The sequence below is a fragment of the Streptomyces sp. NRRL F-5650 genome (genome assembly GCF_000721365.1).
Lineage (GTDB): Bacteria > Actinomycetota > Actinomycetes > Streptomycetales > Streptomycetaceae > Streptomyces > Streptomyces ardesiacus.
This window is the reverse complement of sequence record NZ_JOGV01000002.1, coordinates 1-16,069: the sequence shown is the minus strand read 5'-3', so window position 1 is coordinate 16,069 and position 16,069 is coordinate 1. Positions and strand designations below refer to the sequence as shown.

General features: G+C 72.8%; 15 protein-coding genes. 9 read left to right on the top strand and 6 right to left on the bottom strand.

Annotated elements, in window-relative coordinates; all coding sequences use genetic code 11:
* Position 1: 1 nt before the first annotated feature.
* Genes IG88_RS0102895 through IG88_RS0102880 form a run of 4 tightly spaced genes read right to left on the bottom strand, consistent with a single transcriptional unit; the run spans position 2 to position 3,394 of the window.
* On the bottom strand, positions 2 to 970 hold the full coding sequence (locus IG88_RS0102895) for a complex I subunit 1/NuoH family protein (RefSeq protein WP_031034607.1): 969 nt from the start codon (positions 968 to 970) through the stop codon (positions 2 to 4).
* Positions 967 to 2,313 (bottom strand): NADH-quinone oxidoreductase subunit C, encoded by a 1,347-nt coding sequence (locus tag IG88_RS0102890; protein WP_031034605.1) that lies wholly within the window; start codon positions 2,311 to 2,313, stop codon positions 967 to 969. Before IG88_RS0102890 ends, IG88_RS0102895 begins: the two co-directional genes overlap by 4 nt.
* Positions 2,310 to 2,963, bottom strand: coding sequence for an NADH-quinone oxidoreductase subunit B (locus tag IG88_RS0102885; protein WP_031034603.1), 654 nt, complete (start codon positions 2,961 to 2,963; stop codon positions 2,310 to 2,312). Before IG88_RS0102885 ends, IG88_RS0102890 begins: the two co-directional genes overlap by 4 nt.
* Positions 2,954 to 3,394, bottom strand: a complete 441-nt coding sequence (locus IG88_RS0102880; RefSeq protein WP_031034600.1) for an NADH-quinone oxidoreductase subunit A — start codon at positions 3,392 to 3,394, stop codon at positions 2,954 to 2,956. The genes IG88_RS0102885 and IG88_RS0102880 overlap by 10 nt, the downstream gene beginning before the upstream one ends.
* Before the next feature lie 204 nt (positions 3,395 to 3,598).
* Between IG88_RS0102880 and IG88_RS0102875 the strand changes: the two genes are divergently transcribed.
* From IG88_RS0102875 to rarD, 7 genes are all read left to right on the top strand, one after another.
* Positions 3,599 to 4,825 carry a sensor histidine kinase gene (locus IG88_RS0102875; protein ID WP_031034599.1) on the top strand — a complete coding sequence of 409 codons (1,227 nt, stop codon included), beginning with the start codon at positions 3,599 to 3,601 and terminating at the stop codon, positions 4,823 to 4,825.
* 113 nt (positions 4,826 to 4,938) lie between these two features.
* On the top strand, positions 4,939 to 6,306 hold the full coding sequence (locus IG88_RS0102870) for a sensor histidine kinase (protein ID WP_031034597.1): 1,368 nt from the start codon (positions 4,939 to 4,941) through the stop codon (positions 6,304 to 6,306).
* A gap of 664 nt (positions 6,307 to 6,970) precedes the next feature.
* Complete coding sequence (locus IG88_RS0102865) at positions 6,971 to 7,630, top strand: response regulator transcription factor (protein WP_324608992.1); 660 nt, start codon at positions 6,971 to 6,973, stop codon at positions 7,628 to 7,630.
* Between the two features lie 174 nt (positions 7,631 to 7,804).
* The gene (locus IG88_RS0102860) at positions 7,805 to 9,742 is read left to right on the top strand and encodes a 2-oxoacid:acceptor oxidoreductase subunit alpha (RefSeq protein WP_031034594.1); all 1,938 of its coding nucleotides are present in this window, start codon (positions 7,805 to 7,807) and stop codon (positions 9,740 to 9,742) included.
* Entirely contained in the window at positions 9,735 to 10,793 is a 1,059-nt protein-coding gene (locus tag IG88_RS0102855) for a 2-oxoacid:ferredoxin oxidoreductase subunit beta (RefSeq protein ID WP_031034592.1), read from the top strand. Before IG88_RS0102860 ends, IG88_RS0102855 begins: the two co-directional genes overlap by 8 nt.
* Before the next feature lie 205 nt (positions 10,794 to 10,998).
* A complete protein-coding gene (locus IG88_RS0102850; protein WP_031034589.1) occupies positions 10,999 to 11,853 on the top strand; it encodes an SDR family oxidoreductase in 855 nt (284 codons plus the stop codon).
* A 137-nt stretch (positions 11,854 to 11,990) separates the two neighbouring features.
* On the top strand, positions 11,991 to 13,136 hold the full coding sequence (gene rarD / locus IG88_RS0102845) for an EamA family transporter RarD (protein ID WP_234331983.1): 1,146 nt from the start codon (positions 11,991 to 11,993) through the stop codon (positions 13,134 to 13,136).
* Between the two features lie 19 nt (positions 13,137 to 13,155).
* Here the strand turns inward: rarD and IG88_RS0102840 are convergent, their stop codons facing one another.
* Positions 13,156 to 13,728: an ABATE domain-containing protein gene (locus IG88_RS0102840; protein ID WP_031034585.1), complete on the bottom strand. Its 573-nt coding sequence runs from the start codon at positions 13,726 to 13,728 to the stop codon at positions 13,156 to 13,158.
* A gap of 117 nt (positions 13,729 to 13,845) precedes the next feature.
* Between IG88_RS0102840 and IG88_RS0102835 the strand changes: the two genes are divergently transcribed.
* Positions 13,846 to 14,322: a VOC family protein gene (locus IG88_RS0102835; protein ID WP_031034582.1), complete on the top strand. Its 477-nt coding sequence runs from the start codon at positions 13,846 to 13,848 to the stop codon at positions 14,320 to 14,322.
* Between the two features lie 163 nt (positions 14,323 to 14,485).
* Positions 14,486 to 15,439 (top strand): M28 family metallopeptidase, encoded by a 954-nt coding sequence (locus tag IG88_RS0102830; protein ID WP_031034580.1) that lies wholly within the window; start codon positions 14,486 to 14,488, stop codon positions 15,437 to 15,439.
* A gap of 30 nt (positions 15,440 to 15,469) precedes the next feature.
* Here IG88_RS0102830 and IG88_RS0102825 read toward each other — a convergent pair.
* Positions 15,470 to 16,069: hypothetical protein (locus IG88_RS0102825; RefSeq protein WP_031034578.1), on the bottom strand; the 600-nt coding region annotated here is incomplete at its 5' end.

Here is a 16,069-nt window from a genome sequence, read left to right as displayed (position 1 = left end):
GCTACCGGATCACCACCTTGACGACGCCGGTGAGGGCGATCTGGGCGAGGGAGAGGGGCACGAGGAGCGTCCAGGACAGTTTCTGGAGCTGGTCCTCGCGCAGCCGGGGGTAGGTCACGCGCAGCCAGATCACGACGAAGGCGAGGACGGCCGCCTTGAGCAGGGTCCACACCCAGCCCAGGCCGTCGGCGCCCCAGGGGCCGTGCCAGCCGCCCAGGAAGAGCACGGTGGTCAGACCGCACAGGACGACGATCCCGGCGTACTCGGCGAGGAGGAACAGGGCGAAGCGCAGGCCGGTGTACTCGGTGTAGGCGCCGAAGATGATCTCCGAGTCGGCGACCGGCATGTCGAACGGGGGCCGCTGCAGCTCGGCCAGACCGGCGACGAAGAAGACGACCGCGCCGACGATCTGCCAGGGCAGCCACCACCACTCGAAGGCGTCGAGGATGCCGACGAGCGAGACGGTGCCGGCCGCCATCGCCACGGAGGCGGCGGTCAGCAGCATCGGGAGTTCGTAGGCGAGGAGTTGGGCGGCGGTGCGCAGGCCGCCGAGGAGGGAGAACTTGTTGGCCGAGGACCAGCCGGCCATGAGCGAGCCGAGGACGCCCACGCCCATGACGGCCAGGACGAAGAAGACGCCCGCGTCGACGACCTGGCCGACGGCGCCCTCCCCGGGACCGACGGGGACGGCCAGCAGGACGAGGAGGTACGGCAGCAGGGCCACGGCCGGGGCGAGCTGGAAGATGCGGCGGTCCGCGTCGGCGGGGACCACGTCCTCCTTCTGCGCGAACTTCACGCCGTCCGCGACGAGCTGGGCCCAGCCGTGGAAGCCGCCCGCGTACATCGGGCCGAGGCGGCCCTGCATGTGCGCCATCACCTTGTGCTCCGCCTGACCGACTATCAGGGGGAAGGTGAGGAAGACGACGAAGACGATCAGGAGGCGCAGGGTGACGTCGAGCACGTCGTTCACTGCGGGCCTCCTGGGGGGTTCGGGGCGTTCGGGGCGTTCGGGGCGTTCGGGGGGTCGCGGGGAACGTCGGTGTCGTCCCCGGTGTCGGCGGAGTCGGGGTCCGGCTGGGCCTCGGGTGCCCCGGTGGCCTCGGGCGCCCCGGTGGCGTCCGGCTCCTCGGGAGCGGCCCCCGGCTCGTCGAACGCCGGGCGGGCGTGGTGCCACGGGGCCTCCGGGCTGCGCGGTGCCGAGGGCTTCGGCGCCGGTGCCTCGGTGGGCGGGGGCGGGGTGGCGGTCCCGTCGCCGCTCGGGGCGGTGCCGCCGGAATCCGCGTCGTCCTGCTGCCGGGCCTCCGCTGCCTCCCGTTGGCTCGCCGAGCCCTGGGACGCGCTCCGGTTGCGCCGGGGGCGGGCGGTACCGGCGACGTTGCGCCGCCCGGCGGCGGAGTCGGCGGCGGCATCGGGAGCGGGCCCGTCCGTCGGGGAGATGGGCGGGGTGGTGGACGAGGTGTCGGTCGGGGTGGTGGACGAGGTGTCCGTCGGCCCGGCGCTCCGCTGGGACGCGGAGCCCTGGCTCGCGCTGCGCGAGCGCCGGGGCGGGCGCGGCTCCGGGGCGGCCTGGCCGGCCGAGCCCTCGGCGGCCGTACGGGAGCGGCGCGGCGCGGCCGGGGCCTCGCCGCCCGGCGCCGACACCGCCGCCGACGCCTCGGCCGCCGTACGGGTGCGCCGGGCCGGGCGCTCCCCCGCCGTCCGTCCCGCGCCCCGTGCGGCGCGGGCCGGGGCGGGAGGGAGCTGGCCCTTCAAGGGGCCCCACTCGTTGGGATCGGGGACGCCCGGCGGCAGCATCTGGCGGCGGCGTGGACCGCCGTGGTCGGACTCGCCGGGCTCCTTGGCCCCGGGCCAGGCCTTGGCGACGCGGGCGGCGAGGACGAAGTCCTTGCGCAGCGGGTGGCCTTCGAAGCCCTCCGGCAGCAGCAGGTGGTCGAGGGCGGGGTGGTCCTCGAAGGCCACGCCGAACATCTCGTGGGTCTCGCGTTCGTGCCAGGCGGCGCCGGCGTACACCCCCACGGCGGTGGGCAGGACCGGTGCCTCGTGCGGGACGGTCGTGCGCAGCAGCAGCCGGCGTACGGAACCGGGCCCCAGCGCGGCGACGTGCGCCGCGACGCGGAACCCGGTGCCCGGTTCGTCGACCGCGCTCAGCCAGTCGAAGTAGGTGCAGCCCAGCCGGTCGCGCGCCGTCTCCAGGGCGGTGGTCCAGGAAGCGGGCGGCACGTCGACGGTCAGGAGGTCGTACGCCTCCTCCGCCGTGGCGTCCGGGCCGAAGAGTTCCTCGGCCCCGGCGGGCAGCCAGCCGGCCGCGGTCATCGCCCCTCCCCCGCGTCGGAGGACGGGGCGGGCGGGCGCACCAGTCCGCTGCGCAGCGCGGCCGTCGACGGCCCGGGCGAGGCGCCGTACCGCTCCCCCAGGGACTCGCGCGCGATCTTCTCCTGGAGCTTGAGGATCCCCTGGAGCAGCGCCTCCGGGCGCGGCGGGCAGCCGGGGACGTAGACGTCGACGGGAATGATCTGGTCGACGCCCTTCGTCACGGAGTAGGAGTCCCAGTAGGGGCCGCCGCAGTTGGAGCAGGCGCCGAAGGAGATGACGTACTTCGGCTCGGGCATCTGCTCGTACAGGCGCTTGACGGCCGGCGCCATCTTGTCGGTCACCGTGCCGGAGACGACCATCAGGTCCGCCTGGCGCGGGCCCGGCGCGAAGGGGATGACGCCGAGCCGGATGAAGTCGTGGCGGGCCATCGACGCGGCGATGAACTCGATCGCGCAGCAGGCGAGGCCGAAGTTGAAGACCCAGAGCGAGTAGCGGCGGCCCCAGTTCAGGACGACCTTCATCGGCTCCGGGGCGAGGCGGGCGAGCGTGCCCAGGCGCTTGGGCTCGGGCAGCGGCACGGGCCCGGGTCCGGGTCCGGGTGTGGACGCGGGTGCGGGTGCGGGTGCGGGACCGGAGGGGTTCACGTCCATGACAGGACGCCCTTCTTGTATGCGTACAACAGGCCCACGGCGAGGAACCCGAGGAAGACGAACATCTCCACGAGGGTCGTGGCCCCGTAACCAGGGTCGGCGAAGACCGTCGCCCAGGGGAAGAGGAAGATCGAGTCGACCGCGAAGACGACGTAGAGGAAGGCGTAGACGTAGTAGCGGACCTGGGTGTGCGCCCAGCCCTCTCCGACGGGGTCGACGCCGCACTCGTAGGTGAGCAGCTTCTCGGGGGTCGGGACCACCGGCCGCAGCAGGCGTCCGGCGCCGAAGGCCACGGCGACGAAGAGCACCCCGACGACGGCGAGCAGGCCGACGACCGAGTAGGACCGGAAGTAGTCCGCGGCGAGCCCGACGGTCGCATCGGCGGTGGTCACGGCGCCGACGGTCGCGTCGCCGACGGTCGGTTCCGGCACGTGCGCCCCTCGCTCCCTGTCGTGAACGTCGTGACCGTCGGGGACGCAGCCGCCCGACGATCCGTACGCACGGGAGTCTAGAGCCTGATAAAGAGACGGTAAGCAGCCCGTCGCGGGTTGAGACGCGGGGTGGGGTTTTCCTCAGTGCGTGCCGGGCGGCCCACCTCATGGCGTGGTGCCGCGCCGCACGGCACGCTGACGGGTATGACCGAACGTCTCTCCACCCCGAGCCGCGCCCGGACCACCGGTGCGGCGGCCGACGACCGCCCGCCGCCGGCCCGTCTCGCCTACGACCGGCACACCTGGAAGGAGATCGCCCATCTGCTGGCGAACTTCCCGGCGGCGCTGCTCGGCTTCGTCTACGTCGTGACGATGCTGTCCGTCGGCATCGGCCTGACGGTCACGGTGGTCGGGCTCCCACTGCTGGCGGCCGGTCTGCTGGGCGCGCGGCAGTTGGGGAAGCTGGAGCGGGCCCGGGCCCGGGCGCTGCTCGGGGTGCGGGTGGACGAGCCGAGTCCGCTGCCGCGGCTGGGCGGGCGCGGCTTCTTCGCACAGATGTGGATGTCCCTGAAGGACCCGGTGGGCTGGCGCACGGTGCTGTACGACGTCGTCCGGTTCCCCTGGGGCGTCGCCACCTTCGTCGTCACGCTGACGTCGCTGTTCGTGCTGTGGCCGGTGCTGCCGTTCATCGCGCGGGGCATGGCCAACGTCGACCGGGCGATGGTGCGCGGGCTGCTGTCGCCGTCCGACGAGCTGGAGCGGCGGATCGCCGAGCTGGAGTCGGACCGCGGGATCGTGGTGGACACGGCCGCGGCCGACCTGCGGCGCATCGAGCGCGACCTGCACGACGGGGCGCAGGCCCGCCTCGTCAACCTCGCCATGGGTCTCGGCCTGGCGAAGGAGAAGCTCCTGGAGGACCCGGACGCGGCGGCGGCCATGGTGGACGAGGCGCACGGCGAGGTGAAGCTGGCCCTGCAGGAGCTGCGGGACCTGGCCCGCGGCATCCATCCCGCCGTCCTCACCGACCGGGGCCTGGACGCGGCGCTCTCCTCGGTCGCCTCCCGCTGCACCGTGCCGGTCGAGGTGACCGTCGACCTGGCGGAGCGCCCGGCGCCCGCCATCGAGGGCATCGCCTACTTCACGGTCTCGGAGCTGCTCCAGAACGTCAGCAAGCACAGCGGGGCGAGGTCGGCCGCGGTGGAGGTGTGGCGGTCGTCCGACCGGCTGCTCATACAGGTGGAGGACGACGGCCGGGGCGGCGCGCGCCTCGACGGCGGTACGGGGATGAAGGGCCTCGCCGACCGGCTGTCCGCCGTCGACGGCCTCTTCGTCGTCGACTCGCCGGAGGGCGGCCCGACGACGGTCACGGCCGAGCTGCCGTGGCGCGACCGCACGCGGGCCGACGCGGCCGGCTCCGCGCCCGGAAGGTAGGGAAAACCCCCCTTCGCGGACGCCGACGGGCTCCATTGGCCGGAGCGGCGCGGTCCAGGAGGGTTGAGGTACGACGGCGCAGCCGCAGGGCGACGAGGAGAGGGACGGCACCGATGGCCACGGAATACGGACAGAGTTACGGGCTCGGGAGCGGGTCCGGCTTCCCCGGGGAGACCGGCACGCGGCGCCACCGGCTGCCGGCGGGGCTGCGGGCACCGTTCGAGGCGCGGAGCCTGCGGGAGTTCGGCTACGTGCTGCTGGGGCTGCCGGTCGGCATCCTGCTCTTCACGTACGCGGTGACGATGGTGTCGCTGGGAGCGGGCCTGCTCGTCACCTTCCTGGGGGTGCCGGTACTGGCCGCCGCGCTCGCCGGGTGCCGGGGCTTCGGGGCCATGGAGCGGGTGCGGGCGCGGGCCCTGCTGGGGCTGCGGATGCCCGACCCCGAGCCGCTGCGGATGAAGAAGCAGGGGGCGATGGGCTGGATGGGGGCGGTGCTCAAGAGTGGCGCCTCCTGGCGGAGCCTGCTGTACGCGGTGGTGCAGTTCCCCTGGTCGGTGTTCTCCTTCGCCGTGTCCGTGACCTTCTGGGCGACCGGGTGGGCGATGCTGACGTACCCGCTGTGGTTCTGGGTGTTCCCGATGTACGCCGGTCAGGACGGGCTCCAGCTCTACGGCGACGAGACGCACCGGATCTACCTCGACAACCCGTTCGAGATCGCCGTGACGGCGGTGATCGGGCTGCTGTTCACGCTGGTCACGCCGTGGCTGGTGCGGGCGCTGACGACGGTGGACCGGGTCATGGTGCACGGGCTGCTGGGGCCGTCGAGGCTGGCGACGCGGGTCGTGGAGCTGGAGTCGGACCGGGGGGTCGTGGTGGACACGGCCGCGGCCGACCTGCGGCGCATCGAGCGCGACCTGCACGACGGGGCGCAGGCCCGCCTCGTCAACCTCGCCATGGATCTGGGGCTGGCCAAGGAGAAGCTGAAGGAGGACCCCCGGGCCGCGGCCGTCATGGTGGACGAGGCGCACGGCGAGGTGAAGACGGCGCTCCAGGAGCTGCGGGACCTGGCCCGCGGCATCCACCCCGCGGTCCTCACCGACCGGGGTCTGGACGCGGCGCTGTCGGCGGTCGCCTCGCGCTGCACGGTACCGGTGCGGGTGGAGGTCGACCTGGCGGAGCGACCGGCGTCGGCGATCGAGGGCATCGCCTACTTCACGGTCTCGGAGCTGCTCCAGAACATCAGCAAGCACGCGCGGGCCACGTGGGCCGCGGTGGAGGTGTGGCGGGCGGAGAGCCGGCTGATGCTCCAGGTCGTGGACAACGGCGTGGGCGGTGCGGACGCGTCGGCCGGTTCGGGGCTGGCCGGTCTGGCGGAGCGGCTCGACGCGGTCGACGGGATCCTCGTGGTGGACTCGCCGGCCGGGGGGCCGACGCGGATCACGGCGGAACTGCCGTGGCGGACCGACCCGGCCAACATCTGACCGCCCTCGGTCATGCTCTGACCGACCTCAGTCATGCTCCGACCGCCCCGGTCACCGTCCCTCCGCCCACCCCGGTCACCGTCTGCCCTGCTCGGCATCCGGCGTCGCCGCGCGGCTCGGCTCCGTCACGGGGCCGGGACGCGTGACCGGCGCGGGGGCCGGGCCGCGTGACCGGCACGGACGCCGCCGCTGCGGCTGAAGCCGGTACCGGGGCGGACACCATCCCTGGGCCCGTGTCGTGTCGCCCCCCGTGTCCTGCCCGCCCGGCGCCTCATCGCCCCGGCGCCGCCCCCGGCCTGAGCCCTGAGCCCCGGCGTCGGCCCTGGCGCCCGGGCGCACCCGGCCCGGCGGCGGCCCCGACTCCGGCGCCCGCCTCAGCACGGGGCTCATTCCAGGGCCCAGGCGCCGGCCTGCGCCCCCGGCCCCTTCCCCCGGCCGTGGGGGTCGGAACGGCGTGGTCGGGAAGTGCTCGGGAACCCGTCGGGAAACCGGCCATCGGGCGGCCTGATCGGGGCCGGTCTCCCGGAGTTCCCGCGCCCTGAGGGCGTCCGGCCCCGGATGCTGGGATGCTGGACCCGTCGCACGGACGGTTCGTGGACGCGGCGCGGGCCGCGCGGACCGTGAGGTGCACGGGCTGTGGGGGGCCGAGATCGTGGAGGACAGGGTGCGGGTGGTCATCGCCGAGGATTCAGTGCTGCTCCGAGAGGGGCTGACCCGGTTGCTGACCGACCGCGGGCACGACGTCGTGGCCGGTGTCGGCGACGCCGAGGCACTGATCAAGACCATCACCGAGCTGGACGCGCAGGGCGAGCTGCCCGACGTCGTGGTGGCGGACGTACGGATGCCGCCGACGCACACCGACGAGGGGGTGCGGGCCTCGGTGCGGCTGCGCAAGGCGCATCCCGGGCTCGGCGTGCTGGTGCTGTCGCAGTACGTGGAGGAGCGGTACGCGACGGAACTGCTGGCCGGTTCCAGCCGGGGCGTCGGCTATCTGCTCAAGGACCGCGTGGCCGAGGTGCGGGAGTTCGTGGACGCGGTGGTGCGCGTGGCACAGGGCGGTACGGCGCTGGACCCGGAGGTGGTCGCGCAGTTGCTCGGGCGCAGCCGCAAGCAGGACGTGCTGGCGGGGCTCACCCCCCGGGAGCGGGAGGTGCTGGGCCTCATGGCCGAGGGCCGGACCAACTCGGCGATCGCCCGGCAGCTCGTCGTCAGCGACGGCGCCGTCGAGAAGCACGTGAGCAACATCTTCATGAAGCTGGGCCTGTCCCCGAGCGACGGTGACCACCGAAGGGTGCTCGCCGTGCTCACCTATCTCAATTCCTGACACGGGCGGCCCACGCCTCGCGGCCCCGGAATTCCGGGGCCGCGCTCCGTCTCGACGTCGTGTCCATCATCCGAATGTCCACCTGAAGTCATGGTGTGCGGACGTAGTGTTGATCCCGGGACCGGTCGGTGGGAGACCAGTCCCCGGACAGCCGTCCCGAGGGAGGTCCAGTAAGTGACCAGCCAGGTCAGCAGCCCAGCGGAGCAGGCCGACGGTACCGACGAGACCGTCGTGGGAGCGCAGCGCAAACCGGTCGGGGCGAAGGACGTCCGCCGGCTCGACCGGGTGATCATCAGGTTCGCGGGTGACTCGGGCGACGGGATGCAGCTCACCGGCGACCGATTCACGTCGGAGACGGCGTCCTTCGGCAACGACCTGTCGACGCTCCCGAACTTCCCGGCCGAGATCCGGGCGCCCGCCGGCACCCTGCCCGGCGTCTCGTCCTTCCAGCTCCACTTCGCCGACCACGACATCCTGACCCCGGGCGACGCGCCCAACGTGCTGGTGGCGATGAACCCGGCCGCGCTGAAGGCGAACGTCGGCGACCTGCCGCGGGGCGCGGAGATCATCGTCAACACGGACGAGTTCACCAAGCGGGCGATGCAGAAGGTCGGCTACGACACCTCCCCGCTGGAGGACGGCTCCCTCGACGGCTACCGGCTGCATCCGGTGCCGCTGACGACGCTGACCGTCGAGGCGCTCACGGAGTTCGACCTCAGCCGCAAGGAGGCCGAGCGCTCCAAGAACATGTTCGCGCTCGGGCTGCTGAGCTGGATGTACCACCGGCCCACCGAGGGCACGGAGAAGTTCCTGAAGTCGAAGTTCGCCAAGAAGCCCGACATCGCCGCCGCCAACATCGCGGCCTACCGGGCGGGCTGGAACTTCGGCGAGACCACGGAGGACTTCGCGGTCTCCTACGAGGTGGCGCCGGCGGCGACGGCGTTCCCGCCCGGCACCTACCGCAACATCTCCGGGAACCTCTCCCTGGCCTACGGTCTGATCGCCGCGTCCCGGCAGGCGGACCTGCCGCTGTTCCTGGGCTCGTACCCGATCACCCCGGCGTCCGACATCCTGCACGAGCTGAGCCGGCACAAGAACTTCGGCGTGCGCACCTTCCAGGCCGAGGACGAGATCGCCGGGATCGGCGCGGCGCTCGGCGCGGCCTTCGGCGGTTCGCTGGCCGTGACGACGACGAGCGGCCCCGGCGTGGCGCTCAAGAGCGAGACGATCGGGCTGGCGGTGAGTCTGGAACTGCCCCTGCTGGTGGTGGACATCCAGCGCGGCGGCCCCTCCACCGGCCTGCCGACCAAGACCGAGCAGGCCGACCTGCTGCAGGCGATGTACGGGCGCAACGGCGAGGCGCCGGTCCCGGTCGTCGCCCCCCGCACCCCGGCCGACTGCTTCGACGCCGCACTGGAGGCCGCGCGGATCGCGCTGACGTACCGCACGCCGGTCTTCCTGCTCTCCGACGGCTACCTCGCCAACGGCTCCGAGCCGTGGCGGATCCCCGAGCCGGACGAGCTGCCGGATCTGACGGTGCGGTTCGCGCAGGGGCCGAACCACACCCTGGACGACGGCACCGAGGTGTTCTGGCCGTACAAGCGCGACCCGCAGACCCTCGCGCGGCCCTGGGCGGTGCCGGGCACGCCGGGGCTCGAACACCGGATCGGCGGCATCGAGAAGCAGGACGGCACCGGGAACATCTCCTACGACCCGGCCAACCACGACTTCATGGTCCGCACCCGGCAGGCGAAGGTCGACGGCATCGACGTCCCCGACCTGGAGGTCGACGACCCGGACGGCGCGCGGACGCTGGTGCTGGGCTGGGGCTCGACGTACGGCCCGATCACCGCGGCCGTGCGCCGGCTGCGCACCGCCGGCGAGGAGATCGCCCAGGCCCACCTGCGGCACCTCAACCCCTTCCCGGCCAACCTCGGCGCGGTGCTCGCGCGGTTCGACAGGGTCGTGGTCCCGGAGATGAACCTGGGCCAGCTCGCCACCCTGATCCGGGCGAGGTACCTGGTCGACGCCCAGTCGTACAACCAGGTCAACGGCATGCCGTTCAAGGCGGAACAGCTCGCCACGGTCCTGAAGGAGGCCATCGATGGCTGACACCAACGCACTGCTCCAGCTCGTGCCGAAGGCCGAGGGCAAGCAGTCCATGAAGGACTTCAAGTCCGACCAGGAAGTGCGCTGGTGCCCCGGCTGCGGCGACTACGCGATCCTCGCCGCCGTGCAGGGCTTCATGCCCCAGCTCGGGCTGGCGAAGGAGAACATCGTCTTCGTCTCCGGCATCGGCTGCTCCTCCCGCTTCCCGTACTACATGAACACCTACGGGATGCACTCCATCCACGGCCGCGCCCCCGCCATCGCCACCGGGCTCGCCGCCTCGCGCCGGGACCTGAGCGTGTGGGTCGTCACCGGCGACGGCGACGCCCTCTCCATCGGCGGCAACCACCTCGTCCACGCCCTGCGCCGCAACGTCAACCTCAAGATCCTGCTGTTCAACAACCGGATCTACGGCCTGACGAAGGGCCAGTACTCGCCGACCTCAGAAGTCGGCAAGATCACCAAGTCGACCCCGATGGGCTCGCTGGACGCGCCGTTCAACCCGGTCTCGCTGGCCCTCGGCGCGGAGGCGTCCTTCGTCGCCCGGACCGTCGACTCGGACCGCAAGCACCTCACGGAGGTGCTGCGGCAGGCCGCCGAGCACCCGGGCACCGCCCTGATCGAGATCCACCAGAACTGCAACATCTTCAACGACGGCGCCTTCGACGCCCTCAAGGACAACCAGCGCGCCGAGGAGGCGGTGATCCGCCTGGAGCACGGGCAGCCGATCCGTTTCGGCGCCGACGGCGCCAAGGGTGTCGTACGGGATCCGCGCAGCGGGGACCTGGAAGTCGTCACCGTGACCGCGGACAACGAGTCGGACGTCCTGGTCCACGACGCGCATGCCGCGTCCCCGACCACGGCCTTCGCGCTCTCCCGGCTCGCCGACCCGGACACCCTGCACCACACGCCGATCGGCGTCCTGCGGTCGGTCGAGCGGCCGGTCTACGACACGCTCATGTCCGAGCAGCTCGACACCGCCGTCGAGCAGAACGGCAAGGGGGACCTCGCGGCGCTGCTCGCCGGCAACGACACCTGGACGGTCGTCGGCTGACGAGAGCGCCGTCCACCGCTGTGCCGGAGGGGCCCGGACGACTTCCGTCCGGGCCCCTCCGGCACAGGTCCTGACTCCTGGCTACCGACTTCCTGCTCCCGGCTTACGTCCGGGTAAGTACCTTACTTGAAAGTGGGCACTTTCCGTTAGTTAGCGCGGCCCGTAGGGTTAGTGACAACGAACCCCCACCAGGAGCACTGAAACCATGAGCATCGTCGTCACCGGAGCCACCGGACACCTCGGCCGCCACGTCGTGCGGCAACTGTTGGAGAAGGTGCCGGCCGACCAGGTCACCGCGGTCGTCCGGGACCGCGACCGGGCCGCCGACCTCGCCGCCCTCGGAGTACGGATCGCGGTCGCCGACTACAACGCCCCCGAGACCTTCGACGGCCTGTTCACCGCCGGCGACCGGGTCCTGCTGGTCTCCGGCAACGAGTTCGACAAGGGCCGCGTCCGGCAGCACACGGTCGTGATCGACGCGGCGAAGAAGGCCGGTGTCGCGCTGCTCGCCTACACCAGCGCACCCGAGACCCTCAAGGCGACGCTCGCCGACGACCACCGCGCCACCGAGGCGGTGCTGACCGGCTCGGGCGTGCCGTACGTGCTGCTGCGCAACGGCTGGTACCACGAGAACTACACCGAGCAGCTCGCCCCGGTCCTGGAGCACGGTGCCGTCGTCCAGGCGGCCGGCGAGGGCCGGATCTCCTCCGCCTCCCGCGCCGACTACGCGGCCGCCGCCGTCGCCGTCCTGACCGGCGAGGGTCACGAGAACAAGGCGTACGAGCTGGGCGGCGACGAGGCGTGGAGCTTCGCCGAGTACGCCGCCGAGCTGAGCCGGCAGACGGGCCGGGAGATCGTCTACAACCCCGTCTCCGTCGAGGCCTACACCGGCATCCTGACCGGCGCCGGGGTGCCCGGACCGCTCGCGGACGTCTTCGCGGGCGTGGACGCCTCCATCGCCAAGGGCGAGCTGGTCGTCTCCACCGGCGACCTGTCCCGGCTGGCCGGCCGCCCGACGACACCGCTCTCGGAGGCCGTCGCCGCCGCGCTCAAGGGCTGACCTCCGCCTTTCCCGCCCGCCTCGCCTGTCATGACCGTATTGCGATACGGGCATGACAGGCGGCCGGGTGCGGCGCTACCTTCGTCCTGGCATGCCTCCCCCGTCCCCGGCATGCCGTGTGCGACAAGGAGGTGCCCGTGGCCGGGTCGTCCAGGAGTGAGCAGCGCATAGGTCTGCTGAACGGCATCGCGGCGTACGGGATGTGGGGGCTCGTCCCCCTCTTCTGGCCGCTGCTCAAGCCCGCCGGGGCCGGTGAGATCCTCGCCCACCGGATGGTCTGGTCCCTCGTCTTCGTCGCCGTCGCCCTGCTCTTCGTACGGCGCTGGGCCTGGGCCGGCGAGTTGCTGCGGCAGCCGCGCAGGCTCGTCCTGGTGGCGGTGGCCACCGCCGTCATCACCGTGAACTGGGGCGTCTACATCTGGGCCGTGAACAGCGGCCACGTCGTCGAGGCCTCGCTCGGCTACTTCATCAACCCGCTGGTCACCATCGCGATGGGCGTGCTGCTGCTCAAGGAGCGGCTGCGGCCCGCACAGTGGGCGGCGGTCGGCACCGGCTTCGCCGCCGTGCTCGTCCTCACCGTCGGCTACGGGCAGCCGCCGTGGATCTCCCTCTGCCTCGCCTTCTCCTTCGCCACGTACGGCCTGGTGAAGAAGAAGGTCAACCTCGGCGGCGTCGAGTCGCTCGCCGCCGAGACGGCCATCCAGTTCCTGCCGGCCCTCGGCTACCTGCTGTGGCTCGGCGCGCAGGGCGAGTCCACCTTCACCACGGAGGGCCCCGGCCACTCGACCCTGCTCGCCGCGACCGGCGTCGTCACCGCGATCCCGCTGGTCTGCTTCGGCGCGGCGGCGATCCGGGTGCCGCTGTCCACGCTGGGGCTGTTGCAGTACCTGGCGCCGGTCTTCCAGTTCGTGCTCGGCGTCCTGTACTTCGGGGAGGCCATGCCGCCCGAGCGCTGGGCCGGCTTCGCGCTGGTCTGGCTGGCGCTGACGCTGCTCACCTGGGACGCGCTGCGCACGGCCCGCCGGACGGCGCGGGCCCTGCGGGAGCAACTGGACCGGGCGGGCGCGGGCGTACCGCCGGTCAAGGGGGACGCTGCCGCCCGGGAGCAGGGGATCGTGGCCTCCGGCAGGCCGGCCGCTGCCCCTTCCGTCTCCTCCGCCGCCTCCGCCGCCTCCACCTCGTCGCTCGATGCGCCCGGCGCGCCCGACGCAGCCGACACACCCGGTACGCCCGGCACGCCTGGTACGCCCGGGCAGCGTGACGTCGGGGCGGCCAAGCCGTAGCCCCGCGCGGGGCGCCGGGTCAGCGCTTGTCCGGTGTCTGCCGTGCGCGGTGTGCCCGCACCTTCTCCCGGTTGCCGCAGTGCTCCATCGCGCACCAGCGGCGGCGGCCGGGGCGTGAGGTGTCGACGAACAGCAGACGGCAGTTGTGGGCGCCGCACTCACGGATGCGGTCCGCGTACGGGCCGGTGAACAGGTCGATCGCGTCGCGCGCCACCGTGGACAGCAGGCCGGCGCCCGTGGCCCCGGGGGCCCAGCCACGGCTGCCGTCCGGTTCGAGGCGGGTGACCAGCGGGGGTTCGGCCGCCGCGGCGTTGACGGCGTCCAGATGGCCGGGGTGGAGCGCACGTCCGTGGGCCCGGTCGGCGGTCAGGAGGAAGAGGGCGTCGCGCAGGGTCCTGGCCCGCGCCACGTCCGCACGGTCCACGGTCAGGTCTAGGCCGTCCGGCAGACGGCTGCGCTCCGCCCAGGTCACCAGGTCGGCGGGCTCGTGCAGCACCTCCCAGCGCGCGAAGGCGCCGGGGCCCCCGGTCGGCAGCAGTTCGAGGCAGAGCGCACCCGGGTCGAAGCGGTAGGGCCTCCCCTCGCGGGACACCAGCGTCAGTCCGGGGGGCCGCCCCGGGGACGACCGCTGCGCCGCCTCCCGCCCCTCCGCCCGCCTTTTCCGCGATTCCCCTGCCCGTTCGCTCATGAAACCAGTATAAGTGGTTACATGACATCGACCTCGACCTCACAGCCGGCCCCGCTGCACTTCAAAGTCGTCATCGACGCGACCGCACCGCACGCTCAGGCGGAGTTCTGGGCCGCGGCCCTCCACTACGAGGTGGAGGACAACAGCGCCCTCATCGAGAAACTGCTGGGCTTCGGGGCGGTACCCGCGGAGTTGACCGTCGAGGCGCACGGGCGCCGCGCCTGGCGCGACCTGGCCGCCGTACGGCACCCCGACGACCCGTTCCAGGAGGAGAGCGGCACCGGGCTCGGGCGCCGGCTGCTGTTCCAGCGCGTCCCGGAGGCCAAGACCGGCAAGAACCGGCTCCACCTCGACGTGCACGCGACGGAGGGACGGCGCGAGGAGGAGGTCGCCCGGCTCCAGTCGCTGGGGGCGAGCGTGCAGCGCCAGGTGAAGGAACCGGGCGGGGAGTGGGTGGTGATGACGGACCCGGAGGGGAACGAGTTCTGCGTCCACTAGGGGACTGACCGGCCCGAGGCCGGGAGCGGAGGCTTCCGGTATGTGCGACGCGGTGGCCGAATAACGGTCTTGACGGGCGGTCAGCCCCGCCCGCACCATCCAGGCACCCCATTCACTGCGGGGTCCCTTCACCGGGGCCCCCTTGGAATTCGGAGCCCCCCACATGAAGCTCCTGCCTTCCGGACGCGCACTGACGGCCGCCGCCGTCGCCGTCGCCGCACTGGTGACCGCCGGTTCCGTCGCCGGCGCGGCCCCCGCCCCCGCGCACCCGGCGGCCGCCGCCGCGCCCGACATACCCATAGCCAACGTCAAGGCCCACCTGGCGCAGTTGCAGTCGATCGCCACGGCGAACGGCGGCAACCGCGCCCACGGCCGCGCCGGCTACCAGGCCTCGCTCGACTACGTGAAGGCCAAGCTGGACGCGGCCGGGTTCACCACCCGGCTCCAGCAGTTCTCCGCCTCCGGCCGCACCGGGTACAACCTGATAGCCGACTGGCCCGGCGGCGACGCCAATCAGGTTGTCATGGCCGGGTCACATCTGGACAGCGTCACCTCCGGGCCCGGTATCAACGACAACGGCTCCGGCTCCTCCGCCGTCCTGGAGACCGCGCTCGCCGTCGCCCGGTCCGGCTACCAGCCCGCCAAGCACCTGCGCTTCGCCTGGTGGGGCGCGGAGGAACTGGGGCTCGTCGGCTCCCGTGCCTACGTCAACAGCCTCGGCTCGGCCGAACGCGCGAAGATCAGCGGCTACCTGAACTTCGACATGATCGGGTCCCCGAACCCCGGCTACTTCGTCTACGACGACGATCCCACGATCGAGAAGACGTTCAAGGACTACTTCGCCGGCCTCGGCATCGCCACGGAGATCGAGACCGAGGGCGACGGCCGCTCCGACCACGCGCCCTTCAAGAGCGCGGGCGTCCCCGTGGGCGGCCTCTTCAGCGGCGCGGACTACCGCAAGACGTCCGCACAGGCGGCCAAGTGGGGCGGCACCGTGGGCCAGCCGTTCGACCGCTGCTACCACTCGTCCTGCGACACGACCGCCAACATCAACGACACGGCCCTGGACCGCAACAGCGACGCGATCGCCTACGCGGTCTGGGAACTGTCGAAGTAGGAACCGGCGGCGGACCGCCCGGGGCGCGGGTCAGCCCGCCTCGACGCGGGCGCGTGCGGTGAGGCGGCCCATGCGGGCGCGGACGGACTCCAGCTCCTCGGCCTCCTCCGCGGCCGGGCCGCCGTCGGCGGCGAGTTCGCCCCACAGGCCGACCAGGTCGTGTCCCAGTTCCAGGCCCCGTGCGGGGTCGCGCACACCGCGCCAGGCGGTCGCCGCGCTCTGCACGTTGCCGTACGCGGCCTCGGCGTCGCCCGAACGCCGGTGTATCCGGACCAGGTCCATGGACAGCCGGAAGGCACGGTCCGGATCGCCCGACAAGTAGGCGATGTACGCGGTGAGTTCCCGGAGCCGGAGCACCTCGGGGTGTTCCGGCCCCAGCGTGTCCGAGGCCTCCGCCGCCGTCTGCTCCGCGAGCCGAGCCGCGTCCTGCGTACGCCCCTCCTTGACGGCCTCGTTGATACGGGCCGTCGGCTCCGCGAGCAGTGCCGGGGTGGTGGCATCGCCCGGCGCGGTGAGCGGCGCGTCCCCGAGCACGGCCTCGGCCACGGCGTCGAAGCCACGGGCGGGGGTGGGGGTGGGCTTGGGGTCCGGGTCGGAGTAGGGGTCGGGACGGGGGCCGAGGTCGGGGGC

What these genes read in the sequence shown, in the direction of transcription:
- IG88_RS0102875 (WP_031034599.1), top strand. Translation starts at nt 3,599, where the DNA reads ATGACCGAACGTCTCTCCACCCCGAGCCGCGCCCGGACCACCGGTGCG.
- IG88_RS0102870 (WP_031034597.1), top strand. Translation starts at nt 4,939, where the DNA reads ATGGCCACGGAATACGGACAGAGTTACGGGCTCGGGAGCGGGTCCGGC.
- IG88_RS0102830 (WP_031034580.1), top strand. Translation starts at nt 14,486, where the DNA reads ATGAAGCTCCTGCCTTCCGGACGCGCACTGACGGCCGCCGCCGTCGCC.
- IG88_RS0102885 (WP_031034603.1), bottom strand. Translation starts at nt 2,963, where the DNA reads ATGGACGTGAACCCCTCCGGTCCCGCACCCGCACCCGCACCCGCGTCC.
- IG88_RS0102890 (WP_031034605.1), bottom strand. Translation starts at nt 2,313, where the DNA reads ATGACCGCGGCCGGCTGGCTGCCCGCCGGGGCCGAGGAACTCTTCGGC.
- IG88_RS0102850 (WP_031034589.1), top strand. Translation starts at nt 10,999, where the DNA reads ATGAGCATCGTCGTCACCGGAGCCACCGGACACCTCGGCCGCCACGTC.
- IG88_RS0102855 (WP_031034592.1), top strand. Translation starts at nt 9,735, where the DNA reads ATGGCTGACACCAACGCACTGCTCCAGCTCGTGCCGAAGGCCGAGGGC.
- IG88_RS0102835 (WP_031034582.1), top strand. Translation starts at nt 13,846, where the DNA reads ATGACATCGACCTCGACCTCACAGCCGGCCCCGCTGCACTTCAAAGTC.